We start from the raw sequence: 25,146 nt of genomic DNA, 5'->3' as shown, positions 1-25,146 counted from the left end.
GGCCTGCCGTTGCGCGAAAGGTCATCGGCAGGTAACACCATGGGCATGGCGAGACAATCCGATGCGTCCCCCGATCTTTCCGGCGACCCGGTCTCGGCTGTGCCTGTGCTGGTCACCCGGCCCAGGTATCAGGCCGAATCCTTCGCGTCCCGTCTGGTCGCCCGGTTCGACAGCCGGGTGCAGCCGGTCATCGCTCCGCTCATGGCGCCGGAATACCTCTCGCCCACGGTGCCAAAGGGCCGCTTTGCCGCCGTCGTCTTCACTTCGGCGCAAGGCGTGGCCGGTGCGGTCAGGCTGGGGGCAAGCTTGCCACGGCTGGCCTGGTGCGTCGGCCGCTCCACCGCAGCCGCCGCGGCCGCAGCCGGGTTCGAGACCCGGTCCGCCGACGGCGATGCAAAGGCCCTGATTGCCGCCATCCTGAAAGATCCGCCGGATGGCAGAATTCTATATCTACACGGCGTAGATACATCAGGAGATGTAGATAACCAATTGCAAAACAACGGATTTTCGACAGTATCTTTACAGGTGTATCTACAGAAGGCCATTCCTCTTGAGGGCGAGGCGACCCAGCTTCTGCGGCGACAGGGCCCGGTGATCCTGCCCTTGTTCTCGCCCCGCAGCGCCCGATTGTTCCGCGCTGCAATGCCCGCCGACACGCGCGCCGACCTGCGGATCGCGGCGATGAGCGCCGCCGTCGCCGAAGCCTGCCTGGATATCCCCAGGTCCCGGCTGGTGATCGCCGCGCGACCGGATGCCGGGGCGATGCTGGATGCGGTCGAAAGCTTGCTTGCCGCACCCCCTCCGCCTTGAACCGACCGGCCGCCAGTGCTTAGGTTGGGACCAGCGAGGATGAAGGGCTGCAAGGGGCTGACGCATGACCAGACGCAAGGATCCCCCGCCCGAGGCAACGGCCGAACCGACCGCGCCCGAGACCATCGAACCAGAGGCAGCGACGGTCGAGGCCGTCGAGTCCACCGTGATCGAACCACCGCCCGCAGCGGTGGCGGACGCTCCTCCGCCCCGGACGCACCCGGAGCAGGCGCCGCGCCGTCCGGGCATCCTCGGCCCGCTCCTCGGCGGGGCCCTGGCAGCCGTCGGCGGCTTTGCGCTGTCGCATTTCAACCTGCTCGGCCTGACTGCGCCCGCCGTTCCGCAAGACCTTGCTGCGATCGAGAGCAGGATCGACGCTCTTGTGGTCGAACAGGCCCGATCGGCCGATGCCGTGACCGCAGAGGTCGCCGCCCTCGCCGCGCGGATTTCGGCCCTGGAGTCTGCGCCCGGCCCCGCCGCTCCCGACCTCTCCCGGCTTGACGGTCTCGAGCAGAGACTGGCCGCAATCGAGGCCGTGCCGGCAGGTGGCACCGGCAGCACTGCCGCCCTCACCGCCAAATTGGCCGAGATCGAACGCAAACTCGCCGCGCTGCCCGCGGGCGGAGCCTCGGCGGAGGTCCAGCAGCAACTGGACGAGGCTCTGGCCCGGCTGGATGCCGCAGAGTCCGAGGCCAAGGCGCGCGCCGCCGAAGCCGAGACCGCGGCGGCAGCCGCCCGCCGGGCTGCGGCGCTGGACGCCCTCAGTGCCGCTGTCAGCGGCGGGCGCCCCTTCGCCGCCGAGCTTCAGGCGCTGGACGACCCAGACCTGTCGGCCGCGCTTGGCGCCGTCGCGGAAACCGGAGTTCCCACGCTGGCCGCGCTGCAGGAAGGCTTCCCCGATGCCGCCCGCGAAGCCCTGCGAATCGCCCGCGCCACTAGTGCCGAGGATGGCTGGACCGACCGGGTCCTCGACTTCCTCGCCGCACAGACCGAGGCGCGCCCCCTGACACCGCAGGCCGGCACCACGCCGGATGCGATCCTGTCCCGGGCCGAATTCGCCTTGTCCGAGGGCCGCGTCGCGGACGCCCTGACCGAGCTTGCCGCGCTTGACCCCGCGGTGAAGGCACCACTGGAGGCCTGGATCGGCGCGGCCACCGCACATGTCGATGCCGCCGCCGCCCTGCGCTCGGCACGGGGGGAATGATGCTCTGGTCGCTGACAAAGGTCGTCCTCTTCGTGGTGCTCGTTGCCGGCCTTGCGCTGGCGGCGGGCCTTCTGGCGGAAAGCGGCGATTCGCTGCGCATCATCGTGGCCGGGTGGGAGTTCACCATCGGTCCGGTGCAGGCGCTGGTCCTGGGCCTGCTTCTGATCCTCGCGGTCTGGCTGCTGCTGAAGGCGCTGGGTCTGCTCGGCGCCATCTTCCGCTTTCTCAACGGCGACGAAACCGCGCTGTCGCGCTATTTCGACCGCAATCGCGAACGCAAGGGCTATCGTGCCCTGTCCGAGGCGATGATGGCGCTGGCCTCGGGCGAGCCGCGCCTTGCGCTCAGCCGCGCGCAGAACGCCGAGCGGCTGCTGGGCAAGCCGGAACTGACCACGCTTCTGGTGGCCCAGGCCGCCGAGGCCGCCGGCGACCGCAAGCGCGCGACCGAGGCCTACAAGACCCTGCTGGCCGACGATGCCACGCGCTTTGTCGGTGTCCGCGGCCTCCTGCAGCAGAAACTGGCCGAGGGCGACCGCGAGGTGGCACTGAAGCTGGCCGAGAAGGCGTTCCAGCTGCGGCCGAAGCACGCGGAGACGCAGGATATCCTCCTGAAGCTGCAATCGGATGCCGGCGACTGGTCCGGCGCGCGCGAGACGCTGGGTGCCAAGCTGAAATCCGGCGGTCTGCCGAAGGATGTCTATCGCCGCCGCGATGCGGTTCTGGCGCTGCAACAGGCCAGGACGGTGTTCGACGATACCGCCAGCATCGAGGCCCGCGAGGCCGCCATCGAGGCGAACCGCCTGTCCCCCGACCTGATTCCCGCCGCCGCCATGGCCGCGCGCGGCTATATCGCCAAGGGCGATCGCAAGAATGCGACCCGGGTGTTGAAGAAGGCCTGGGAGGTCATGCCGCATCCCGACCTCGCAGCCGCCTTCGCGGAGATCGAGCCGGACGAGAGTCCGCAGGACCGCCTCAAGCGGTTCCGGACCCTGACGAACCTGCGCCCGGACAACGACGAGACCCGGATGCTTCTGGCCGAGCTTCTGATTGCCGCCGAGGACTTTCCGGCGGCCCGCCGTGCGCTCGCGGATGTCGCGACCCGGGCGCCGACCCAACGGTCGCTGGCGATCCTGGCCGCCATCGCGCGCGGTGAAGGCGCTGACGATGTGATCGTGCGCGATCTTGTCGCCAAGGCTATTTCCGCTCCGCGCGGTCCGCAATGGGTTTGCGACAAGTGCCATGCGATCCATGACGGCTGGCAACCGGTCTGCGACAACTGCGGCAGCTTCGACACGCTGTCCTGGAAGACGCCGCCGGCCAGTGCCACCACCTCGCCGGCTCTGGCCGAGCTCCTGCCGCTGATGGACGCCCGCCCCGAACCCGAACCCGAACCTGCGCTGCCCGAGCCCGAGGCCCTCGCACCGGACGAGATCGCACGCCGCGCAAATTAGGGCTACACAGTGCCGGACGGCAGTGATAATAGCCGCGCGTCAGCGAAGGATGCCGGTGTAGCTCAGCTGGTAGAGCACGTCATTCGTAATGATGGGGTCGGGGGTTCGAGTCCCTTCACCGGCACCATCCTTCCCTGAAGGCAAAGGCCGCCGGTCCCTCTGGACACGGCGGCCTTGTTGTCTTCCTCGCCGGTCAGCCTAGCGTTTCGGACCCTTCGGCGGCACGAACCGCTTCGAGGTGTCGCGCGGGTCCGGCTGGGGCCTGGCCGGACGCTCCGCGCGTTCGAACGACTTCCTCCCTTGCCCCGCAGCGCCCTTGAACCCGGCCGCCTTGCCTGAACCCTCGCGCTTCACGAAGGGCCGCGACTGGTCACCCTTGGGCGCAAAGGTCCGTTTCGGGCGCTCTCCCTCCTCGCGCGGCTTGGAATCGCCCCTGGGTTTCCAGCCTTCGGCCTTCCCCGCATGGGGCTTCCGAGCCGGGCGCTCGCCGTCCTCGGACCGCTCGCGGGGTTTCCAGCCTTCCGGCTTGTTGGCATACGGCTTCTTCGGCCGATCCCCATCCTCGCGCGGATTGCCCTTGTAGCCGCCCTCGGCCGCATGGCTCTTGTAACCCGCCGCACGGCCCGGACGGTCCGCTGACCCGCCATGGCTCTTGTAGCCCGCCGACCGCGGGGCCGCCTTCTGGTCCGGCGACCAGCGCGGCTTGCGCGGACGCTCGTCCTCTACCTCTTGCCGAGGCGGGCGCTCCTCATACGCCTTCCGCACCGGACGCTCGCCCCGCTCGGGTCGGGCCTCGGATGGCGTCACTCTCGGACGCGGTTCGTATTTCGGCTTCGTCGGGGCTTCCGCAACGGCCTCACCCTCCTCCTCGACCACCCGGGGCGGCTTTGGCGTATAGGCCGGTTTCTCGGCCCGTGCCGGACGCTCAGCCCGTTCCGGTCGCAACGTACGCTCGAATCGTGGCTTGTCAAAGCGCGGACGGTCGAACTCCGGCTCGCCCTCGATCCGCTCCATCAGCAGGCCCTTGTCCAGGTCGATCTGCGACCGGAATTTGTCCGCCACGCCCTCGGCGATCTGGACGAAGGTCTCGTCCTCGCGCACCCGGATCGCGCCGATCGAATCCTTCCCGATCGACCCCGCATCGCAGATCTTCGGCAGCAGCCACCGCGCCTCGGCGCGACCGGCCCGGCCCACGTTGATGCGGAACCAGACCGAAGGCCCGAACTCCCCGCGTTCGCGCGGGGCGGCAGGTGCCGGCATCGGGTTGTCCGTGGACAAGACCTCCGGCGCCGACCGCCCCTCGCGCCACAGCCGCACGAAGGCCGCCGCCAGCGCCTCGGGGCCGAACCGCTCCAGAAGCTCCCCGGCAATCCCGGCCTCTTCGCCCAGGGGCGCCGTCAGCGCCGGATGCTCCAGGATCCGCAGGTCGTCCTTCGCCTGCACGTCATCCGCGCCCGGCGCCGCGCCCCATTCCGCCACGACCTTGGCTCCCGCCAGAAGCCGCTGCGCCTTCTTGAACTCGGCCGGGGTCACGATCAGTGCCGAGACCCCCTTCTTCCCCGCCCGCCCCGTGCGCCCCGACCGGTGCAGCAGCGTCTCGGAATTCGAGGGCAGGTCGGCATGGACCACCAGCTCCAGCCCCGGCAGGTCGATCCCCCGCGCCGCAACGTCCGTCGCGATGCAGACCCGCGCCCGCCCGTCGCGCAGCGCCTGAAGCGCATGGGTCCGCTCCTGCTGGCTCAACTCGCCGGAAAGGGCGACGACCTGGAACCCCCGGTTCCCCATCCGGGCGAGCAGGTGGTTCACGTTCACCCGCGTCTTGCAGAAGACGATGGCCGTCCGCGCCTCGTAGAAGCGCAGCACGTTGAAGATCGCATGCTCCCGGTCCCGCGGTGCCACCGAGAAGGCCTTGTACTCGATGTCCACATGCTGCTTCGCCTCGCCCTGGGCGACGATCCGCAGCGCGTCCTTCTGGAACTCACCCGCCAGCTTCTCGATTTCCTTCGGCACGGTGGCCGAGAACATCAGCGTCCGCCGATCCTCGGGCGCGGCGGCCAGGATGAACTCCAGGTCCTCGGCAAAGCCCAGGTCCAGCATCTCGTCCGCCTCGTCCAGCACCACGGCGCGGATGCCCGACAGGTCCAGCGACCCCCGCTCGATGTGGTCGCGCAGACGCCCCGGAGTGCCGACGACGATATGCGCCCCGCGCTCCAGCGCCCGGCGCTCCGTCCGGTAGTCCATCCCGCCGACGCAGGTCGCAAGTTTGGCCTGCGCGCCCGCATAAAGCCACTCCAGCTCGCGCGCGACCTGCAAGGCCAGCTCCCGCGTGGGGGCAATCGCCAGGGCAATGGGCTTGTCGGCGTAAAGCAGCACGTCCTGACCGCCCAGGATCTCCGGCGCGATGGCAAGGCCAAAGGCAACCGTCTTGCCCGACCCCGTCTGCGCCGAGACCAGCGCATCGCGCCCCGCGACGCCTTCCGCCAGCACGGCCTCCTGCACCGGGGTCAGCGTCTCATAGCCCTTCAGGGCCAAAGCCTGCGCCAGCGGCGCGGCCACGTTCTCAATCGTCATGATGTCTTTCCAAAGGGGGCGAAGCCATGCGCCCATCAAAGCCAAACGGCCTCTGTCCCTTCGGGTCGCGGGCCTCCTCGCCCGCAGTCGCAGGAATCTCGACCGTAGGGCCGCACCTATCCCAGATCGGGCAGCCTGTATAGACCTAACCCCTGAGCAGCGCCAAGGCCTCGGCATGCAGGCGGGAAGGCAGCGCCAGCACCCCCCGCGCCTGCGCAGCGGGGCTGTTGAACCGCAGCGCAGCGCCCGTCCGGTCCGTCACCACCGCCCCCGCCCGCTCTGCGATCAGGGCGCCGGCCGCGATGTCCCATTCCCAGGCGTCGCGCAACGTCAGCATCCCGTCGAACTTCCCCTCTGCCGCCAGGCACATCCGGTAAGCCAATGAGGCGCGGAAGCCGCGGATGATCTCCGGCACCCCGCCGGGCCATTTCTCGGGCGCCATGTTTGCCTTTGTCGTCAGGATGTTGGCCCCTTCCAGCCGGTCCCGCCCGCTGACCCGGATCATCTGACCGTCCTTCATCGGGGCCGAGGTCTCGGACGCCGTGTAGATACAATCCAGCGCCGGCAGATACACCACCCCCGCCGTCACCTTGCCCTTGTGCGCCACGGCCAGCGAATGGGCCCAGGTTTCCTCGCCCGCGATGAAGGCGCGCGTGCCGTCTATCGGGTCCAGGATGAACACCGTATCTACAGCCAGCCGGTCGGCGGAATCCGGCGTCTCCTCGGACAGCCAGCCATAATCCGGCCGTGCGTCCATCAGCCGCGCCTTCAGCATGTCGTTGACCGCTAGGTCCGCCTCGCTGACCGGCCCGTGCTCGCCGCCCTTGTCCCAGACCTTCGGGTCCTTGCGCCAATAGCGCAGCGCGATCCGCCCCGCCTCGCGCGCGGCCTCGGTCAGAAGGGCCAGGTCACGCGCCGGCAAGGGTCATCCCGTCCACAAGGATCGACGGCACCCGCGTCGAAAGATGCGGCCGCGCGTCATTGGCCGGGATGATCCGCAGCAGCATGTCGCGCAGGTTCCCCGCGATGGTGCATTCGTGGACCGGATAGGCGATCTCGCCGTTCTCCACCCAGAACCCGCTCGCCCCGCGCGAATAATCCCCCGTCGTCGGGTTGATCGTGGACCCGATCATCGAAGTCACCAAGAGCCCCGTTCCCATCTGCTTCAAGAGGTCCGCGCGGCTGAAATCCCCTTGCGTCAGATCGATATTCGTCGTCGAGGGCGACGGCGGCGCCGAAGTCCCGCGCGAGGCATTGGCTGTGGACGGCATCCCCAGCTTCCGCCCCGTCGCCAGGTCCAGCACCCAGCCGGTCAGCACCCCGTCGGCCACGATCTCGCGCCGCCGGGTCGCCAGCCCCTCACCGTCGAACGGCCGGGACGACCCGATCCGCACCCGATGCGGGTCCTCGATCAGCGACAGACCATTGGGCAGCACCTGCTTGCCCAAGAGATCCCGCGCCCAGCTTGACCCCCGCGCGATCGAGGTTCCGTTGATCGCCGACAACAGATGCCCGACCAGCGAGGCCGCCACCCGTTCGTCATAGACCACCGGATAGGTCCCGGTCCGCGGCTTCACCGACCCGACCCGCGCCACGGTCCGCTCTGCCGCCAGCCGCCCGATCTCCTCGGCCGAGGGCATGTCGGATGCGTATATACGCCCCTCCCCGGCATAATCGCGCTGCATCTCGGTGCCTTGTCCGGTGAAGGCCACCGCCGACAGGCTGGTCGAGGTCCGCCCATACCCGCCCGAAAACCCGTTCGTCGCCGCCAGGTGCAGCGCCCGCTGGCTGTAGCTCGCCGCCGCCTCGACCTGGGTGATACCCTTCGCCGCCAGCGCCGCCGCTTCGACCGCCCGGGCCTGCGCCTCCAGCACCGCCGCCCCCGGCTCTCCGGCCGGATCGGCCAGGTCCAGCGCGGCCGCGTCCCAGCCCTGCGCCAGTTGACCGGGGTCGGCCAGCCCGACCGTCGCATCCTCCGGCGCTTCCCGCGCCATCGCGACCGCCCGTTCGGCCAGCGCCCGGATCGTCGCCTCCGAGGTGTCGGAGGCCGATACGCAGGCCTGCCGCTGCCCGATCAGCACGCGCAGCCCGATCTCCACATTTTCCGAGCGCTCCGCCTTCTCCAGCGCGCCCTTGCGGATCTCGATCGACACCGCCGTGCCCGCCACGGCCAGCGCGTCGGCGGCATCGGCGCCGGCCTTGCGGGCGGCGTCCAGAAGGGCATGGCTCAGGTCGGCAAGGTTGGGCGTCATTGCGGGGTTCCCTGTGATCTGCGGATCAGGTAGCCCCACCCGCGACCCTTCGCAAGGTCGCGGGAGATTTCGGCACCGCTACTGCAGCCGCTGGCCGTTGGCGAACAGGCCGCCCTCCTTGAACTCGATCTCCGAGGTCAGCTCGTCCGGCCCGGCCCCCGGCCGCGCGAACATCGCCAGCCCCATGCGGAAGCCCATCGCGTCATCCTCGCTCAGGATGCCCAGCGCGATCAGGTTCTCGACCAGCTTGTTCGCCCCCTTGATCCCGATGCTGATCTTGCCATCCGGCCGCGGCATGCCGGCGAAGGTCGTCATGTCGCTGTTGTCGAAGGTCAGCCCGCCGGTCGCCGAAACCTCGGCGCCGGCCGCCTTCGCCAGCACCTGCGTCACGTCCAGGCTGTTCAGCTCGCCCGGAGGCTCGGCCCCGTCCATCTGCACCGCGGGATCCATGATGTCCTGCTTCCACTTGCCGGTGCCCTTCAGGTCCACGATCACCGTCGCCGGTTCGCGCGACAGCGTGGCACCGGGATCGACCATGGCCCAGATGTCCTCGGACACGGTGAAATCGACGAACTTGGTCAGGAAGGCGAAATCCTGCGGGCTGTCCGATTTCGATACCGGCATCAGCAGGTTGAAGCCGCTTTCGGCAAAGGCCAGCTCGACCTGCGGGAAGGGGATCTCGGGTCCCGAGACGGTGAACTTCCCGCCGTTCAGCGAGGTCCCGTAGTTCATCCTGGTCTTGTCCATAACCAGCACGAAGCCGCCACCCGTGGCAGTCGCCCCCACCTTGGTCGGGCCCGCCGCCTCCTCGACATCGACGTTCATCGTCATGGCACCGAAGTTGAACGACGAGTCCATCGTGAAGCCGGAATTCAGCGCGACCGCCATGTTGGCCATCATGTCGGCGCCCAGGAAGGTGCCCTTGGTCGCACCGCTCAGGTCCGCCAGCGTCAGCGCAAGCGTGCCGCGGCCGCCGCCCTCGTCCTCCATGTCCGCGCCCGAAAGGTTGAACTGCATCGAGTCCGCCTGGAAGCTCGAATCCAGGTTGGTCTTGTCGCCGTCCAGCGCCACCAGATAGCGGGCAGTCATCCCGGCCACCGTCAGATCGCCCTTGGTGTCCAGCACCTTGCCGTCCTCGTCGGTGATCTCGTCCAGCGTCACGGTGACACTGGGCGCGGCGAAGTCATAGCTGGTCTCGGTCGCGCTGCCCCCCGCCACGATCTTCATGCCCGGCTGCTTGACGGTCAGCTTCAGCGAGCCCGGACCGTCGCCCTCGGCCGGGAAGGCCATCTGGAGCGGGTAGCTCTCCGGCATCGTCACCGTCACCGTGCCGTCGCCATTGGCCGCGAAGCTCAGCTTGTCGAACGAGACCGAGGCGCTGCCGCCCATCTGGTCCTTGAAGGCCACCACCACCCCGGTCACGTCCACCGTGTTCCCGCTGTCGGCGGTGTTGCCGACCGTCAGCTCCTGCCCGGCAGAGGTCAGCATGGCCTGCCAGCTTGCCCAGACCTCCTGCGGGGTCACATCGGCGCCGGCCGAGGTTGCAAGGAAAACAAGACCGATCGCGGAGGAACAGGTCAGGGCGCGGGTCATGGCTTATGCCTTTCGGGTTGAATTCGCGGGCGCAACCTTTCTATCTCGTCCGGCGTGCGTCAAGGGATTCTCGAAGGCCGGGGCGCATGGGTCAGGAAAGGCGGACGGGGGACGGATGATACGGGTCGAAGACCGGGGCGGCTGCTGCACGATCACGCTCGCCCGCCCCGAAAAGGCGAACGCGCTGACCGAGCCGATGCTGCACGACATCGCCGCCGCCGTCACGCAGAGCACTGCCAGGGTCCTGATCCTGACCGGCGAGGGCAAGGTCTTCTCCGCCGGGGCCGACCTCGACGGGATGAAGGCAGGCCTTGGCCTCTCGCCCGCGTGGGAGGCCGCCTCAGGCGCCATCGCCGCATTTCCGGGCCTCTCCATCGCCGCGCTGAACGGCACGCTCGCCGGGGGCGCCATGGGGGCGGCGCTGGCCTGCGACATCCGCATCGCCGTGCCCGCGGCGACCTTCTTCTACCCCGTCATGCGGCTGGGCTACCGTCCGCAGCCCTCGGACCCCGCACGCCTTGCCGCCCTGATCGGCCCCTCCCGCGCGAAGATGATCCTCCTCGCCGGCCAAAGGATCAACGCCGAGACCGCGCTTGCCTGGGGCCTGATCGACCGGATCTGCGATGCCCACGCCCTGATCGACACCGCCATGTCGCTCGCCGAACATGCGCTTTCGGCCGATCCGGGGCATGTTGCCGCCCTGAAACGCATGACCAACGGGGATACGCCATGACCAACGCCTACGACAAAGGCCGCCTGAACCTGCCCTTCGTCGGCATCTCGACCTTCGGCAAGAACCCCTACCAGCCCGACTGGTCCGCCATCGACGCCGACTTCGCCATTCTCGGCGCGCCCTTCGACTTCGGCACCCAGTTCCGCGCCGGCGCCCGTTTCGGCCCCCGCGCCATCCGCGAGGCCTCGACCCTCTTCTCCTTCGGCCACGCCGGGGCCTACGACCACGAGGACGACGTGACCTACCTCGAAGGTGTCCGCATCCTCGACATCGGCGATGCCGACATCGTCCACACCGACACCGAAACCAGCCACGCCAACATCGAAGCCGGCGTCCGCGCCATCCTCGCCGCTGGCGCCGTCCCCGTGGTGCTGGGCGGCGACCACTCCGTCAACATCCCCTGCATCCGCGCCTTCGCGGGCCGGCCCCTGCACATCGTCCAGATCGACGCCCATCTCGATTTCGTCGATGTCCGCCACGGCGTCCGCCACGGCCACGGCAACCCGATGCGCCGCGCCGCCGAACAGGACCACGTCAAGGGCATCACCGCGCTTGGCATCCGCAACGTCTCTTCCACCGCGAAAGACGGGTATGAGGCCGCCCGCAAGATGGGGGACGATATCCTTTCGGTCCGGCAAGTCCGCAAGCTGGGCGTCGAGGCGACCCTCGCCCGCATCCCGAAGGGCGTCGACTACTACCTGACCCTCGACATCGACGGCTTCGACCCCTCGATCGCGCCCGGCACCGGCACCCCCTCGCACGGCGGGTTCCTGTATTACGAGGTGCTGGAACTGATCGACGGCCTGACGAAACAGGGCAACATCATCGGCATCGACCTGGTCGAGGTCGCCCCCGACTACGACCACACCGGCACAACCGCGATCCTTGCCGCGCAAGTCCTGCTCAACACCATCGGGCGCATCGCCCATAACCGGAGGTAAGCCTTGGACCGGTTGCAACTCTGGCTGCAAGAGGCGGTGGACATCGCGCTCGGCTGGCTCTCTTCGCCGCCCGCGCTGATGCAGTTCGGCCTTCTGATCGCCGCCTACATCCTTGCCACCCTCCTGTCCCGCCGCCTGACGCCCGCCCTCGAGCGCACCCTCACCCCGAAGGCCGAGGCGACGCACCCCATCGCCCGACTCCGCCGCTTTGCGCTGCAATTCCTGCCGCTGCTCCTGCCCCTCCTCGCCTATGCCCTGACCGCCGTGGGCGAGGGGCTGACCCGCGCCACCTTCGGCACGGGCGAGGTCATCGCCTTCGGCAAGCGGGTCTTCCTTTTTCTCGCCGCCCTCGAACTCGTCCGCCGCATCCTGCCCCCCGGCCTCCTGAAATTCATGGGCCGCTACATCCTTTTGCCCGTCATGGCGCTGAACGCGCTGGGCGTGCTGGACGAGGTCACGGCCTGGCTCGACGCCGCGCAGGTGAACCTCGGCGAGATCCGCTTCACCGCGCTTGGCCTGATCCGTGGCGTCATCGCCGGGGCGCTTCTGTTCTGGCTCGGCTCGTGGTCGAACCGGCAAAGCTCGGGCTACATCAAGGCTCAGGCCGACCTGCGCCCCGCCACCCGGGAACTGGCGATCAAGGCCTCCGAGGTCGCCATCTTCGGCGCGGCCTTCCTCCTCCTCATGTCGATCATGGGCATCGACCTGACTGCCGTCGCCGTCCTCAGCGGTGCCCTCGGCGTCGGGATCGGCCTTGGCCTGCAACAGATCGCCGCCAACTTCGTCTCCGGCATCATCCTCCTCCTCGAAGGCCAGACGACCGTGGGCGATTATGTCGAGCTCGACGGGGGCGAGAAGGGCACCATCGTCAAGATGACCGCCCGGGCCTGCGTGCTGGAAACCTTCGACGGCAAGTGGATCGTCGTCCCGAACGAACATTTCATCACCAGCCGCGTCGTCAACTACTCAGACCAGGGCAGCGCCAATCGCTACGAGGCCCTGTTTTCAGTGTCTTACGAGACCGACATCAACATCGTGCCCGATATTATCGAGCGCGCTGTATCGCAGCTTCCCTTCGTCCTGCAACAGCCCGACGGCCCCGACTGCGAGCTGCGCGGCTTCGGCGAATCCTCGGTGGACTTCGCGGTGGAATACTGGGTCTCGGGCATCGACGACGGCAAGAACAAGTATGGCTCGGCCGTCCTCTTCGCGATCTGGAACGCGCTGAAGGAGGCCGGGATCCAGATGCCCTATCCCCACCGCGTCGTCGAACTGCGCAATGCCGCCACTTGATGCCCTCGTCATCGGCGCAGGCCCCGCCGGCCTGATGGCCGCCGAGGAACTTGTGAAGTCCGGCGCACAAGTCGTTGTGATTGAGGCCAAACCCTCCGTCGCCCGCAAGTTCCTGATGGCCGGGAAATCCGGCCTGAACGTCACCAAGGACGAGGATTGGGAGACCTTCGTCTCCCGCTACGACTGCCCCCATCTCCGACCGATCCTGCAGGACTTCGGCCCAAAGGAGGTGCAGGCCTGGTGCCGCGCCCTCGGCCAGGCTGTATATACAGGCTCCTCCGGCCGCGTCTTCCCCGTGGCGATGAAGGCCTCGCCCCTTCTCCGCGCCTGGCTGCAACGCCTGACCTCGCAAGGCGTCGAGATCCGCACCCGCTGGCGCTGGACCGGGTTCGACGGCAGCGCCCTCACCTTCGACACCCCCGCCGGCCAGCAAACCCTTGCCCCCAGGGTCACGATCCTCGCCCTCGGCGGCGCCAGCTGGTCCCGCCTCGGTTCCGACGGCGCCTGGGTCCCCTGGCTGCGCGCGAAAGGCGTGCAGGTCTCCAACTGGCAACCCGCCAACATGGGCTTCCGCGTGGACTGGTCCCCCCACATGACCCCGTTCTTCGGCCAGCCCGTCAAGGGCGTCGCCCTCAGAGTCTGCTCGTCGAGGATTTCATCCACTCCTCGCACCGTCTCTCCGCGAGGAGTGCACGAAGTGCTCGACGAGCAGCGCGGAGAATTCGTCATCTCCGCCAAGGGGTTGGAGGGCGGCGGCATTTACAGTATATACAAGTATCTACGCGACGCATATACACTCGCCATCGACCTCCTCCCCGACCTCAGCCAGGACGAGATCACCCGCCGCCTGTCGAAAATAAAACCTGGCGACAGCGTCACCAACCGCTTGCGCAAGCTCGGCCTCGACCCCACCCGGATCGCCCTGGTGATGGAGTTCTCTCGCGCCGAGCCCTTCGCCCACCTGAAGAACCTGCCCATCCCGCTGCAAGGCCCCCGCCCGCTGGACGAGGCGATCAGCGTGGCGGGTGGCATCGCCTGGGACGCCCTCACCCCCGACCTCGAACTGAAGGCCATCCCGGGGATCTTCGCCGCCGGGGAAATGCTGGACTGGGAGGCCCCGACCGGCGGCTACCTCCTCACCGCCGCCTGGGCCACCGGCCGCTGGGCAGGACGGGCGGCGGCGTCACGGCTCGCCTAGCGGGCGCTTCCGAAAGTCTTGCAGATCGGGAAAATCTCCTTGCCCGTGCGCAAGCAGCCATGGCAGCGCCCGGTCGCGCAGGACCGCCAGCGGAAAGTCCATCGTCGCGGCATCGTGGTCGGCCAAGGCATAGTGGATTGTCCCATCACGGGCAAAGCGGTGCTCGCCCGTCAGCACGAAATTCGGCAGTTGCGTCCAAAGGCGGTCGGCGTGGACATGCGCAGGCCTTCTCTTGGGTACAAACGCCACGACCAGTGTCGCGTTCACTCCCCCGCTGAACCGCTGGATCGCAACCCTGGCCTGACCTGCCGGAAGGTCTCGTTCCCAGTCCGCGCCGTCCCGCACGAATCCCATCGGAAGCATCAGCCTGTCCAGCCGATCGCGCAGCGCCCGGATCACCGCTTCGCGCCGGGTCTTGCGGTCGGGACGGTTCAGAAAGGCCAGGACGACCGCCTTCTCCGCCTCTGTCGGCTCTGGCAGTTGCCAACCGGGCCTGGGTGGCACGCCGCCCGACACGCGACCGGAAGCATTGGACGTCAGCATCCGCCGCAGCCAACGGATCACGTCATGGCCTCGCCATGCAGCGCCTCGAACCAGGGCAGCACCTGCTCGCGCAGGATGTCCACCGCCCGATCCAGGCAGTCCGGCCGCTCCAGCACATCGATGAAGGCCAGCGTCCCGGGATCGTTGTCCGCCCGCTCGAAGAACTCCGCCAGCGCCACATCCTCGCCGCCCGGCCAGTCCGGATGGTCCGGCACCTCGCCATCGGGCGTCACGAACCGCAGCACGATCCGCACGTCCCAGCCATAACGGTCCCGCTGCAGATGCACCGCCGACTTCCCCGCCGCCGTCACCCTGTTCCAGGTCGTCCGCGCCAGCACATAACCCGCCGGCCCCAGCACCCCATCCAGCGCCGCCACGATCCGCCCCCAGGCCTCTTCCCGCCGCGCGGGGAAGGCCGGGTCATTGGCGGCCAGGTGCTTGCGCGCGGAAAGGTCCGGGTCGTCCATTCAGGCCGACAAGCCCCCGGCCAGGTCCGGCACGTCCAGCGCGCTGAACCCGTAATGTCGCAGCCAGCGCAGGTCGGCCTCGAAGAAGGCCCGCAGGTCCGGGATGCCGTATTTCAGCATCGCGATCCGGTCGATCCCCATCCCGAAGGCGAAGCCCTGCCACTGCGAAGGATCAACCCCCGCCGCCTGCAACACCTTGGGATGCACCATGCCCGACCCGAGGATCTCCATCCACTTGTCGCCCTCGCCGATCTTCAGCTGACCGCCGACGTTGGAATAGCGGATGTCCACCTCCGCCGACGGCTCGGTGAACGGGAAATGGCTGGCGCGGAACCGCAGTTCCACCTTGTCCACCTCGAAGAAGGCCCGGCAGAATTCCTCGAGGCACCATTTCAGGTTCGCCATGCTGATGTCGCGGTCGATCGCCAGCCCCTCGACCTGGTGGAACATCGGCGTATGCGTCTGGTCCATGTCCATCCGGTAGACCCGACCGGGAGCGATCACCCGGATCGGCGCGCCGCGCTCCTGCATCGCGCGGATCTGGACCGGCGAGGTATGCGTGCGCAGGACGTGCGGCGGGCGATTGTCGCCCTCGGCCCGGGCCATGAAGAAGGTGTCATGCTCCTGCCGCGCGGGGTGCTCGGGCGGAATGTTCAGGGCGTCGAAGTTGTACCAGTCGCTTTCGACCTGCGGCCCCTCGGCCACCGAAAAGCCCATGTCGGCGAAGATCGCCGTCAGCTCCTCCATCACCTGCGGCACCGGATGCACCGTGCCCCGGGGCCTTGGCCGCCCCGGCAAGGTCACGTCCAGCCATTCCGACTTCAACCGCTCGTCCAAAGCCGCATCCGCCAGCGCCACCTTGCGCGCGCGCAGGGCCGCGTCGATCTCGTCCTTCAATGCGTTGAGGCTCGCCCCCGCCGCCTTGCGCGCCTCGGGGTCCATCTTGCCCAGACCCGCCATCAGCGCGGAAATCTCGCCCTTCTTGCCGAGGGCAGCAACGCGGACCTCTTCCAGCCCGGCCTCATCCGCCGCGCCAGCCACCGCCGCCAGATACCTGGCCTTCAGCGTGTCGATCCCGTCCATCATCCGTCTCCTGAGAACCGACCTTCTGCTAGCGGCGAAGGTCCCGCAATGCAAGGTTCAGAAGATCGACCGCCGACCACGCACTTCGAGGATCTTTCGCGACCGCGTGACCTTCCCGTCCTGCGCCGCGATCGAGACCGGCGGCTCCTTCAACCGCTTCTCGAAGACCACCAGGCTGTCGTGGAACCGGATCGACCCGATCTCGCGCGCCAGCGGATGCAGCGGAAAGCCCGCGTCGTCCTCGGTGTACCAGGAATGCATCCGGTCGATCAGGTCCTTGGCGAATTCGATGAAACTCGCCGGCTCCCGGAACCCGCCGCCGAAGCCCGGCCAATAGCTCGTGTGCACGTCCTCGACGATATACAGGCCGCAGTCGCGCAGCCGGGGCCAGAGGTGGCGGAAACTGGTGATCTGCTGGTGCATCTTGTGCCCGCCGTCATCGACGATCAGGTCGAAAGGCCCGTGGTCCCGGGCGATCCGCTCCAGAAAGACCGGGTCTGCCTGGTCGCCGATCTCCACCACGGTCCCCGGCAGGGCCAGGTCGCGGCAGGCCGGGTCGATGTCGAGGAACACCAGGCGCGAACCCGCCCCGAGGAATCCCTGCCACATCGGCAGCGAGCCTCCCTTGTAGACCCCGATTTCCAGGAACGACACGTCGCGCCCCTGCCAGTCGGACAGAAGCTCGTCATAGACCTCCAGGTAGTGCTCCATTTTCAGAAGCATCCGGTCGCCGCTTCGCGCCGGAAAGTCGCGAAAATAGCGCGTGGTGGTCATGGCAGCCCCCGTTCGGTCCGGACCCGCCACCCAGCTATCCCGTCGGTCGGCCGGGCGGCAAGCCTACATGATCGGCGCGTCCGTCGTCTCGATAACAAGCGCGGGCAAGGCACCCTGTCCCTCTTCGGCGATATGCCGGGTCGCGATCAGCCGCCGAATCCAGATGGTCTTCTGGTTCGACCGGGCAAGCAGCCGCAGTTTCAGATGCGCGCGGTCCTCGCTCCAGGCGCCTTCGATCTGCAGGTCAAGCCCTTCCTGCAAACCGGCCGCCGATGCGCCGAAGCCGGCAGCGCGATCGCGCAGCAGATGTTCGGCTGCCAGCCGGGCAACCGCCTCGGCCAGGTCGCGGGCCACATCGGCCCCGGTCCACGCGGGCAGCGACCCGAGCCTCAGGGTGAATGGCTGGCTGTCCCGGAGCCCCGGCGCGGTCACGTCCTGCGTGCCGATCCGTTCTGCCAGACGCTGCCGTTCGTCGGCCAGCCATGCGCAGAATGCCGGATCGACGATGTCGATGCCTTCCAGGAATTCGCGCCCGTCCGCCAGGGCCAGACGCGCCGCCTCGGGATCGCTGTCGAGGTCGGTCGTGAAGCCGGTCAGCCCCACGCAGTCACGGTCGCTCTTCAGGTGCGAGGCAAGCGGACCCAGGCTCTTGCGCAACTCGGTCAGGGCCTGACGGAGACTTCCCGATGCCTGTTCCTGCCCGCGGTCCGACCAGAGCCGGCTTTCCAGCCAGCGCCGGGGTCGGCAATGGTCTGGCGTTCGGCTCAGCATCGCCAGAATGGCGCGTGCCTTCGCCCCGCGTGGCGTGTGGTCCCGTCCGGTCGCATCCTGCACCTGGAACTGCCCTATCAGCCGGATGAACATCGTCTTGGCCCTGCTTGTGCTCGCATCTCTCGATCGGGGGCCATGTTCGGAAAGCCTGCGTGAAATCTTCGTCAATCGCCGCGGAGCGTCACCGCGGACCGCGAGAAAATCGTGAAATCGCGTGAAATCTGCCCTCTCCTTTGGGGTGTCCAGACGGTCGATTCGCCGGTTCCAGGCCCTCCGGCGGGCCGCGATGTCGCGCCTTCCCGGCGTTTCACGGGGAATTAACGCGCGCTTCTCCCCCTTGATCGCAGGGTGGCACCAGAAGGCGGCAGACGAACCGCGGCCGCAGATCGAACCCGGAACTGGAAGAGGTCACGACATGCCCGGACCCGCACGCTCGGACGAGCTCCCCGGCGCCGATGCACAGGCCGTCCGTCCGCGCGATCTGATCGACGGCGGCCCGCTTCGGGATTTCAGTGCGCACACCGACGCCCGGCGCCGGCCTCGGCTCGATTTCGCCACGCGCGATCCGCTTGGGCTGGGCGGGCTTTCGGTTTCCGAACCCTTCGACCCCTGCCTGCCCGATCCGCATCCCCGTCCCGGGGCCGACCTGGCGACGGTGCAGGACGGTCCGGTCAAGGCTCTGGAACGCCGGATCGCCTCGGAACTCAGGCTTCCGGAGGCGGTGGCCTTCGCCTCGGCAGCGGATGCGATCCGCCTCGTCCTGTCGTCCGTTCTTCGCCCGGGCGATGTCTTGCTTGTCGATGCCGGCGCCGATGCCGCCTTCCTCGAGACGGGTCTTGCCTCCCGTGCCGGACTGTTCCGCTTTCCCTTCGCGTCGCTGGAAGGGGTCGAGCGTCGCCTGCGCAGGTTGGCCGGGCAACCGGATGCGGACCGGGTGTTCATCGTCGTGCCGACGGTTTCCGCCCATGGCTCGCGGGTGGCGGACCTCGCGGACCTCTGCCTGCTTGCCCGAGAGTATGGCGCACGCCTGATCGTCGATCTGGCCCAGGATTTCGGGGTCATGGGCCAGGACGGGTGCGGCGTGATGGAGATCCAGGGCTGCCTCGGCCGCGTCGATCTCGTGCTGGGCTGCTTCGCGGCGGCTTTCGGCGCGACCGGAGGCTTCGCGGCCTGGCGCGATCCTGACCTGACCCCCGCGCCATGGCGTGACAATCCCGGTCCGGCGCGCCTGTCTGCCGATCGCGCCGCGGTCATCCTTGCCGCGGCCGAGGTCGTCTTCAGCCCCGAGGGCCGCCATCGCCGGCGCAGGCTGCATGGCCTTTCGCTGCGGCTGCGCAATCACCTGATGGCCGACGGGCTGCGCGTCCCGGGCAGTTCGGCACCGTTCGTGCCGGTGCTGCTGCCGGCGGACACCGCACTGCCCAGGACCGCCCTTCTGGAAAGCGCCGGACCGAGGGTGGGCCTGCTCATGGCCCCGCAGGTGCCGATTCACGCCCCGCGCTGGCGGATCGAACTTTCCGCCCTGCACGGCCTGGCCGATATCGACGACCTCGCCGACCTGATCCGCGATGTTTCCCGCGCTTTCGACCGTCTGCCGGCGCGACGCACGGTTCCGGCCTAGGGCTTCACCGAGGCGGTGACGTAGTTGCAGCTCAGGTCGCGGTCCGACATGCCCCAGCGCCAGGTCACCGGGTTGAACACCATGCCCTTGCGGTCCACCGGCCGCAGCCCCGCCTTCTCGATCAGCGCGTAAAGCTCGTCCGGCGTGATGAACTTCGCCCAGTCATGCGTGCCCTTGGGCAGCCAGCGCATCACCCATTCCGCGCCGATGATCGCCATCAGGAAGGACTTCGGGTTCCGGTTCAGCGTGGAACAGATCATCAGGCCGCCCGGCTTCAGCAGCTCCTGGCAGGCGGTCAGATAGGCCTGCGGGTCGGCGACATGCTCGACCACTTCCATGTTCAGCACCACGTCGAACCGCTCGCCCGCCGCGGCCAGCGCCTCGGCCGTGGTGTGGCGATAGTCGATCGCCAGCCCCGACTGCTCGGCATGAACCCGCGCCACCGGAATGTTCCTCTCGGCCGCATCCGCGCCCACCACGTCGGCGCCAAGCCGCGCCATCGGCTCGGACAAGAGGCCCCCGCCGCAGCCGATGTCGAGGATCCGCAACCCCTTGAACGGCGCCGGCCCCGCCAGGTCGCGCCCGAACTCGGCGGCGATCTGGCGGGTGATATAGTCCAGCCGGCAGGGGTTCAGCATGTGCAGCGGCTTGAACTTGCCCTCCGGGTCCCACCATTCCGCGGCCATCGCCTCGAACTTGGCCACCTCTGCCGGGTCAACCGTGTCCACCGTCATCGCCGTCTCCCGTCCGTCCACCGATTGCCCTTCGACTCCGGGCCTTCCCATGGCTATATAGGTCGAACATGGATCAGAGATCAGGTCAAAAGCGCGCAGTCGAATACCTTTACCCGCCGATCGATCCCTTCGATCAGCGCGTGATCGACGTGGGCGACGGCCACCGGGTCTATGTCGAGCAATGCGGCAACCCCGAGGGCATCCCCGTCCTCGTCTTCCACGGCGGCCCCGGCGGCGGCTGCTCTCCCGCGATGCGGCGCTATTTCGACCCACGCGCCTTCCGCGTCGTCCTCTTCGACCAGCGCGGCTGCGGCCGGTCGCGTCCCCATGCCAGCGTCACCGCCAACACCACCTGGCACCTCGTCCAGGATGTCGAGACCATCCGCTCTACCCTCGGCATCGACCGCTTCATCGGCTTCGGCGGCAGCTGGGGCGCGACGCTGGCGCTGATCTATGCGATCACGCATCCCGACCGCGTCTCCCACCTGGTCCTGCGCGGCGTGTTCCTCGCCACCCGGGCCGAGCTCACCTGGTTCTACGGCGGCGGCGCCGGGGCCTTCTTCCCCGATCTCTGGTCGCGCTTTGTCGAAGTCATCCCCGAGGCCGAACGAGGCGACCTGATCGCCGCCTATCACCGCCGGCTCTTTTCCGGCAACCTGGTCGAGGAAACCCGCTTCGGCCGGATCTGGGCCAACTGGGAAAACGCCCTTGCCTCGATCCAGAACGAAGGCGCGCTGGGCGAAAGCCCCTCGGACTATGCCCGCGCCTTCGCGCGGCTGGAGAACCACTATTTCCAGAACGCGGGCTTCCTGGAATGCGACGGCTGGATCCTGCGCGAACGCCGCCGGATCGAACACATCCCGACGACCATCGTCCAGGGCCGCTATGACATGATCTGCCCGCCACAGTCGGCCTGGTCCCTGTCGCGGGGTTGGGCGAAATGCGAGCTGAAGATGGTCCCCATGGCCGGCCATGCCCTGTCCGAACCGGGGATCAGCGAGGCGCTGGTGCGGGTGATGGACGGGTTACGTCAATCGTAGGGTGTGCTACAGCGCACCATCCGCAGGTCAGGCTTTCCGCGATTGTCCCCGGGTCGGGCAAAAGGACCGGCGACTCTCCCACAGCGCGGCGGACATCACCCTTCGGGGTCGGCGAAATAGTCCTCGTCCACGCTGCGAATGACATAGGACACCCGGTCGCGCACGCCCACGCCATGCCGGATCATCAGCCGCGCCAGTTCCCGCCCGCCGATCAGCTTGACCCGGTGCTGCACCTTGGACAGGTATCCCTGCGCCTCGGCCGAGAAATCCGAGGTGGTGACGAACACCCCCTTGGTCGCGCCTTCCCCCGTCAGGCTGCCGATGAACTGCTGGATCGCCGGGCGTCCGACCTTGGTCTCGGCCTGATAGCGTTTCGCCTGGATTTAGACCGCATCCAGCCCCAGCGCGTCCTCGTGGATGATCCCGTCGATCCCTCCGTCGCCGCTGGCCTTGGTCATCTCGTGCTTGCCGAACGACCCCGCGCCGTAGCCCATGGCTTTCAGGAGATCGAGGATCAGGCGCTCGAACCGGACGGGATTCATCCGGTAAAGCCGCTGCAACAGGTCTTCGATCAGCCCGGCCTCGGCTTCCTTGGATGCCCGCTCGATCAGGTCTTCCGGGGTCTCGTCTGGCAGGTCGGCAACGTCGCGCGACAGACCGGGGGCTGCCTCTTTCGACGCGTTCCTTTCGGCGGCCTCGGCCATGGCCGCCTGATGAGCCGGGATCGACTTGATGATCCGCCAGTCCAGCGGCTTTCCCGCCGCCAGCCACGCCCGCCCCTCGGCCGAGGCACGATAAACCCCCCGCTCCGGCCGTTCGACCAGCCCCGCCTTCAGCAGATGAAACACTGCCCAGTCGGCCCGATCAAAGACGCGGGTGCGGGTGCCGCTGTTCAGCATCTCGGCCATCTCGTCGTCCGTCAGCCCGAACTCCACCCGAAGCGCAGGCAGACAATCCCGCGTGTTACGCGCATCGGCTGCCAACAGGCGCAGACAGGGCAACAGGAATTCACCCATCGTCGGAATAGGCATCTCACCCCCGGTTCAGCAGCCCTGCAAATCATCGCGGCAAGGGGTTAACACCACCTTAACAGCCGCAAGCCTTTTCAATGTAAATCAACAGTTTGGCGGATTTGTCCACCGTGGACACTCACGCCCTCTTCCCCACCACCGCGACGCCCAGCGCCTCCAGCACCCTGGCCTCGATATGCCCCGCATCCAGCCCCGCGACACGGTACATCGCCTCGGGCGAGGCCTGGTCGATGAAGATGTCCGGCAGGACCAGCGACCGGAACTTCAGCCCCCGGTCGAACACCCCTTCCTCGGCCAGAAGCTGCGCCACATGGGACCCGAAGCCCCCCACCGCGCCCTCTTCCACCGTCACCAGCGCCTCGTGCCCCCGCGCCAGTTGCAGGACCAGGTCCCGGTCCAGCGGCTTCGCAAACCGGGCATCCGCGACCGTCACCGACACGCCGCGCGAGCCCAGGGCCTCCGCCGCCTTCAGGCTTTCCGACAGCCGCGTGCCGAAGGACAGGATCGCCACCCGCGACCCCTCGCGGATCACCCGGCCCTTGCCGATCTCCAGCGGGACGCCCCGCGCGGGCATCTCCACCCCCACGCCCTCGCCCCTCGGATAGCGGAACGCGATCGGTCCCTCATCCCAGGCCGCCGCAGTGGCCACCATGTGGACCAGTTCCGCCTCGTCGGCGGCCGCCATCACCACCATCCCCGGCAGGTTCGCGAGGAAGGCCACGTCGAAGGCCCCCGCATGGGTTGCCCCGTCCGCCCCCACCAGCCCCGCCCGGTCGATCGCAAACCGAACCGGCAGGCGCTGGATCGCCACGTCATGCACGACCTGATCGTAGCCACGCTGGAGGAAGGTCGAATAGATCGCGCAGAACGGCTTCATCCCCCCCGCCGCCAGCCCCGCGCTGAAGGTCACCGCATGCTGCTCGGCGATCCCCACGTCGAAACACCGCTTCGGGAACCGCGCGGCGAAGAGGTCCAGCCCCGTCCCGTCCGGCATCGCCGCCGTCACCGCGACGATCTTCTCGTCCCGCTCCGCCTCGGCCACCAGGCTCTGCGCGAAGACCTTGGTGTAGGACGGAGCATTTGACGCCGCCTTCACCTGCACGCCCGTCAGCACGTCGAACTTGCCCGTCGCGTGCCCCTTGTCCCGTGCCGTTTCGGCCGGGGCATAGCCCTTGCCCTTCTTCGTCAGCACATGCAGCAGCACCGGCCCCGTCGCCCGCGCCTTCAGCGTCCGCAGCACCGGCAGAAGCTGGTCCAGGTCATGCCCGTCGATGGGACCGACATATTCGAACCCCAGGGACTCAAACAGCGTTCCGCCCACCGCCATGCCCTTCAGCATGTCCTTGGCCCGCTTCGCCCCCTCCTGGAACGGCGAGGGCAAAAGCCCCACGATCCCCTTCGCCACCTGCTTCAGGTCCTGCATCGGCGCGGCGGCATAGAGCCCGCTCAGATAGGCCGACAACGCTCCCACCGGCGGGGCAATCGACATCTCGTTGTCGTTCAGGATCACGAACAGCCGCTTGCCCAGATGGCCCGCGTTGTTCATCGCCTCGAAGGCCATGCCGGCGCTCATCGCGCCATCGCCGATCACCGCGATCGCGTCGCCAGGATCGCCGCCCAGATCCGCCGCCATGGCAAACCCCAGCGCCGCCGAGATCGAGGTCGAGCTATGCGCTGCCCCGAACGGGTCATAGGGGCTTTCCGACCGCTTGGTGAAGCCGCTCAGGCCCCCCTCCTGCCGCAGGGTCCTGATCCGGTCCCGCCTCCCGGTCAGGATCTTGTGCGGATAGCACTGATGGCCCACGTCCCAGATCAGCTTGTCGCGCGGCGTGTCGAAGACGGCGTGGATCGCCACCGTCAGCTCGACAACCCCGAGACCGGCCCCCAGGTGCCCGCCGGTCTGGCTGACGGCACTGATCGTCTCGGCCCGCAGCTCGTCGGCCAGTTGCCGCAGCTCGCGGTCGGACAGCGCCTTCAGGTCCGATGGCAGATGCACCCGGTCAAGCAGGGGCGTATGGGGACGGTCTTGCACGCGGAAACCCTCGGGCCGTTTCCGCAGCATCTAGACGGAATCGCCACAAGGGGCAATCGCGCAGCCGCGACCGGCGCAAGTGACGCAGGCCGCGCGGCTTGTCCACAGCCGCAAGCAACTTTGCCCAGTGCCGCCACAACCTTAGCGAATATTGGTCACAATTTCCTGCTTCCTCCGCGGCAACCCAACGGACCGCATCCGCGAGATCCCGTGCAACAGCCCAGAGGAGCCCATGCCGAACCGCACCCCGACACTCCCGCACACCCTGACCGTGGCCACCGCAGGGCGCCGCGTCGCCTGCCTCGCGCTGCTCGCCGGGCTGGCGTTGGCACCCCTGGCCCAGGCAGCTACGCCGGGCCTGGCCTTTCCTCACCCTGCGCCTGCGGATGCAAAGGCCCGGTTGCAGACCGTCAGCAACGACGTGATCGGCGTGATGGCCCAACTGGTCGGCATCCAGGGCAACCTGCTCCTCGGTCATCTGCTGCGGCAGGAAGGCGCAGCAGGCGGCGGCGCCGCCCAGTTCGAGGAAGCCTGGAAGACCGACTTTCCCCAGATCCGCGAGGCCCTGGCCCAGGCCGGCGCCCCGGACCTGGAGCCGCTGCTCGCCGCGCTGGCCCAGGGCCCTACGGATGAGACCTACATCGACGCGCTGACCGGCCTGAAGCGGGCGAAAGAGGCGCTGGCCCCCACCGAACAGGACTTGCTCCACGCCCTGATCCTGAACGCCGAAGAGGCGCTGGCGCAGCTCGATCCCTCGGGCACGACGGCGGTGCCGCAGTATCAGAAGGCGTGGAGCCTGCTGATGGCGGCCAGGGGAGAGCTGGATCTGCTGGTCTTCAGCCGCGATCCGGCGGTCAAGCAGCAGGCCACGAAGATGGCACTGGCCTTCGACGACGTGGTGATGTTCGCCCCCGATCCGGCGGCCCGCGGCCCGGTCGCCTTCGATCCGGCCCTGGTCTCGAACCTGATCGCGACGCTGAAGGGCCAGATCCAGTCGCTGTAAG

The 25,146-nt window shown here is 68.2% G+C and carries 21 protein-coding genes, 1 tRNA gene and 1 pseudogene; 11 read left to right on the top strand and 12 right to left on the bottom strand.

Going from position 1 to position 25,146, the window contains the following annotated elements; genetic code table 11:
* The first annotated feature begins 39 nt into the window (after nt 1-39).
* The 4 genes from FL625_RS03610 to FL625_RS03595 all read left to right on the top strand — a co-directional run bounded on the left by FL625_RS03610 (nt 40) and on the right by FL625_RS03595 (nt 3,592).
* Nucleotides 40-810: a uroporphyrinogen-III synthase gene (locus tag FL625_RS03610; protein WP_149587270.1), complete on the top strand. Its 771-nt coding sequence runs from the start codon at nt 40-42 to the stop codon at nt 808-810.
* A gap of 64 nt (nt 811-874) precedes the next feature.
* A complete protein-coding gene (locus FL625_RS03605) occupies nt 875-2,014 on the top strand; it encodes a COG4223 family protein (protein ID WP_149587269.1) in 1,140 nt (379 codons plus the stop codon).
* On the top strand, nt 2,014-3,465 hold the full coding sequence (locus tag FL625_RS03600) for a heme biosynthesis protein HemY (protein WP_149587268.1): 1,452 nt from the start codon (nt 2,014-2,016) through the stop codon (nt 3,463-3,465). The genes FL625_RS03605 and FL625_RS03600 overlap by 1 nt, the downstream gene beginning before the upstream one ends.
* A 51-nt stretch (nt 3,466-3,516) precedes the next feature.
* Nucleotides 3,517-3,592: transfer RNA gene (locus FL625_RS03595), tRNA-Thr, on the top strand.
* A gap of 71 nt (nt 3,593-3,663) precedes the next feature.
* On the opposite strand, the gene FL625_RS03590 is transcribed toward FL625_RS03595, so the two are convergent.
* The 4 genes from FL625_RS03590 to FL625_RS03575 form a co-directional block, all read right to left on the bottom strand.
* Nucleotides 3,664-6,036, bottom strand: a complete 2,373-nt coding sequence (locus FL625_RS03590) for a DEAD/DEAH box helicase (protein ID WP_149587267.1) — start codon at nt 6,034-6,036, stop codon at nt 3,664-3,666.
* 145 nt (nt 6,037-6,181) lie between these two features.
* Nucleotides 6,182-6,958 carry a 3'(2'),5'-bisphosphate nucleotidase CysQ gene (locus FL625_RS03585; protein WP_149587266.1) on the bottom strand — a complete coding sequence of 259 codons (777 nt, stop codon included), beginning with the start codon at nt 6,956-6,958 and terminating at the stop codon, nt 6,182-6,184.
* Entirely contained in the window at nt 6,945-8,288 is a 1,344-nt protein-coding gene (locus FL625_RS03580) for a TldD/PmbA family protein (protein WP_149587265.1), read from the bottom strand. Before FL625_RS03580 ends, FL625_RS03585 begins: the two co-directional genes overlap by 14 nt.
* A gap of 78 nt (nt 8,289-8,366) precedes the next feature.
* Nucleotides 8,367-9,881: a DUF2125 domain-containing protein gene (locus tag FL625_RS03575; RefSeq protein ID WP_149587264.1), complete on the bottom strand. Its 1,515-nt coding sequence runs from the start codon at nt 9,879-9,881 to the stop codon at nt 8,367-8,369.
* 115 nt (nt 9,882-9,996) lie between these two features.
* Between FL625_RS03575 and FL625_RS03570 the strand changes: the two genes are divergently transcribed.
* Genes FL625_RS03570 through FL625_RS03555 form a run of 4 tightly spaced genes read left to right on the top strand, consistent with a single transcriptional unit; the run spans nt 9,997 to nt 14,046 of the window.
* Nucleotides 9,997-10,614: an enoyl-CoA hydratase/isomerase family protein gene (locus FL625_RS03570; RefSeq protein WP_149587263.1), complete on the top strand. Its 618-nt coding sequence runs from the start codon at nt 9,997-9,999 to the stop codon at nt 10,612-10,614.
* Nucleotides 10,611-11,555, top strand: coding sequence for an agmatinase (gene speB / locus FL625_RS03565; protein WP_149587262.1), 945 nt, complete (start codon nt 10,611-10,613; stop codon nt 11,553-11,555). The genes FL625_RS03570 and speB overlap by 4 nt, the downstream gene beginning before the upstream one ends.
* A 3-nt stretch (nt 11,556-11,558) precedes the next feature.
* A complete protein-coding gene (locus FL625_RS03560; RefSeq protein ID WP_235019303.1) occupies nt 11,559-12,848 on the top strand; it encodes a mechanosensitive ion channel family protein in 1,290 nt (429 codons plus the stop codon).
* The gene (locus FL625_RS03555; protein WP_149587261.1) at nt 12,835-14,046 is read left to right on the top strand and encodes a TIGR03862 family flavoprotein; all 1,212 of its coding nucleotides are present in this window, start codon (nt 12,835-12,837) and stop codon (nt 14,044-14,046) included. Before FL625_RS03560 ends, FL625_RS03555 begins: the two co-directional genes overlap by 14 nt.
* On the opposite strand, the gene FL625_RS03550 is transcribed toward FL625_RS03555, so the two are convergent.
* The 5 genes from FL625_RS03550 to FL625_RS03530 form a co-directional block, all read right to left on the bottom strand.
* Complete coding sequence (locus FL625_RS03550) at nt 14,032-14,562, bottom strand: hypothetical protein (protein ID WP_149587260.1); 531 nt, start codon at nt 14,560-14,562, stop codon at nt 14,032-14,034. The genes FL625_RS03555 and FL625_RS03550 overlap by 15 nt on opposite strands.
* A 44-nt stretch (nt 14,563-14,606) precedes the next feature.
* Nucleotides 14,607-15,056, bottom strand: a complete 450-nt coding sequence (locus FL625_RS03545) for a hypothetical protein (RefSeq protein ID WP_149587259.1) — start codon at nt 15,054-15,056, stop codon at nt 14,607-14,609.
* Entirely contained in the window at nt 15,057-16,130 is a 1,074-nt protein-coding gene (gene pheS / locus FL625_RS03540) for a phenylalanine--tRNA ligase subunit alpha (RefSeq protein WP_494338360.1), read from the bottom strand.
* Nucleotides 16,131-16,196: 66 nt separating this feature from the next.
* Complete coding sequence (locus FL625_RS03535; protein ID WP_149587257.1) at nt 16,197-16,913, bottom strand: class I SAM-dependent methyltransferase; 717 nt, start codon at nt 16,911-16,913, stop codon at nt 16,197-16,199.
* A 63-nt stretch (nt 16,914-16,976) separates the two neighbouring features.
* Nucleotides 16,977-17,570 carry a hypothetical protein gene (locus tag FL625_RS03530; protein ID WP_149587256.1) on the bottom strand — a complete coding sequence of 198 codons (594 nt, stop codon included), beginning with the start codon at nt 17,568-17,570 and terminating at the stop codon, nt 16,977-16,979.
* 529 nt (nt 17,571-18,099) lie between these two features.
* Between FL625_RS03530 and FL625_RS03525 the strand changes: the two genes are divergently transcribed.
* On the top strand, nt 18,100-19,305 hold the full coding sequence (locus tag FL625_RS03525; protein WP_149587255.1) for an aminotransferase class I/II-fold pyridoxal phosphate-dependent enzyme: 1,206 nt from the start codon (nt 18,100-18,102) through the stop codon (nt 19,303-19,305).
* Here FL625_RS03525 and ubiG read toward each other — a convergent pair.
* Nucleotides 19,302-20,039, bottom strand: coding sequence for a bifunctional 2-polyprenyl-6-hydroxyphenol methylase/3-demethylubiquinol 3-O-methyltransferase UbiG (ubiG, locus tag FL625_RS03520; protein WP_149587254.1), 738 nt, complete (start codon nt 20,037-20,039; stop codon nt 19,302-19,304). The genes FL625_RS03525 and ubiG overlap by 4 nt on opposite strands.
* A 68-nt stretch (nt 20,040-20,107) precedes the next feature.
* On the opposite strand from ubiG, the gene pip reads away from it, so the two are divergent.
* The gene (gene pip / locus FL625_RS03515; RefSeq protein WP_149587253.1) at nt 20,108-21,079 is read left to right on the top strand and encodes a prolyl aminopeptidase; all 972 of its coding nucleotides are present in this window, start codon (nt 20,108-20,110) and stop codon (nt 21,077-21,079) included.
* A gap of 95 nt (nt 21,080-21,174) precedes the next feature.
* On the opposite strand, the pseudogene FL625_RS03505 reads toward pip, so the two are convergent.
* A pseudogene (locus FL625_RS03505) lies at nt 21,175-22,095 on the bottom strand (restriction endonuclease).
* Nucleotides 22,096-22,228: 133 nt separating this feature from the next.
* Nucleotides 22,229-24,142 (bottom strand): 1-deoxy-D-xylulose-5-phosphate synthase, encoded by a 1,914-nt coding sequence (gene dxs, locus FL625_RS03500; RefSeq protein WP_149587250.1) that lies wholly within the window; start codon nt 24,140-24,142, stop codon nt 22,229-22,231.
* A 232-nt stretch (nt 24,143-24,374) separates the two neighbouring features.
* On the opposite strand from dxs, the gene FL625_RS03495 reads away from it, so the two are divergent.
* Nucleotides 24,375-25,145 carry a hypothetical protein gene (locus FL625_RS03495; RefSeq protein ID WP_149587249.1) on the top strand — a complete coding sequence of 257 codons (771 nt, stop codon included), beginning with the start codon at nt 24,375-24,377 and terminating at the stop codon, nt 25,143-25,145.
* Nucleotide 25,146 lies beyond the last annotated feature (1 nt).

Source organism: Tabrizicola flagellatus (genome assembly GCF_008271465.1).
Taxonomy (GTDB): Bacteria; Pseudomonadota; Alphaproteobacteria; order Rhodobacterales; family Rhodobacteraceae; genus Tabrizicola; species Tabrizicola flagellata.
Note: the sequence above shows the minus strand (reverse complement) of the source record. Positions and strands in the feature narration are given on the sequence as shown.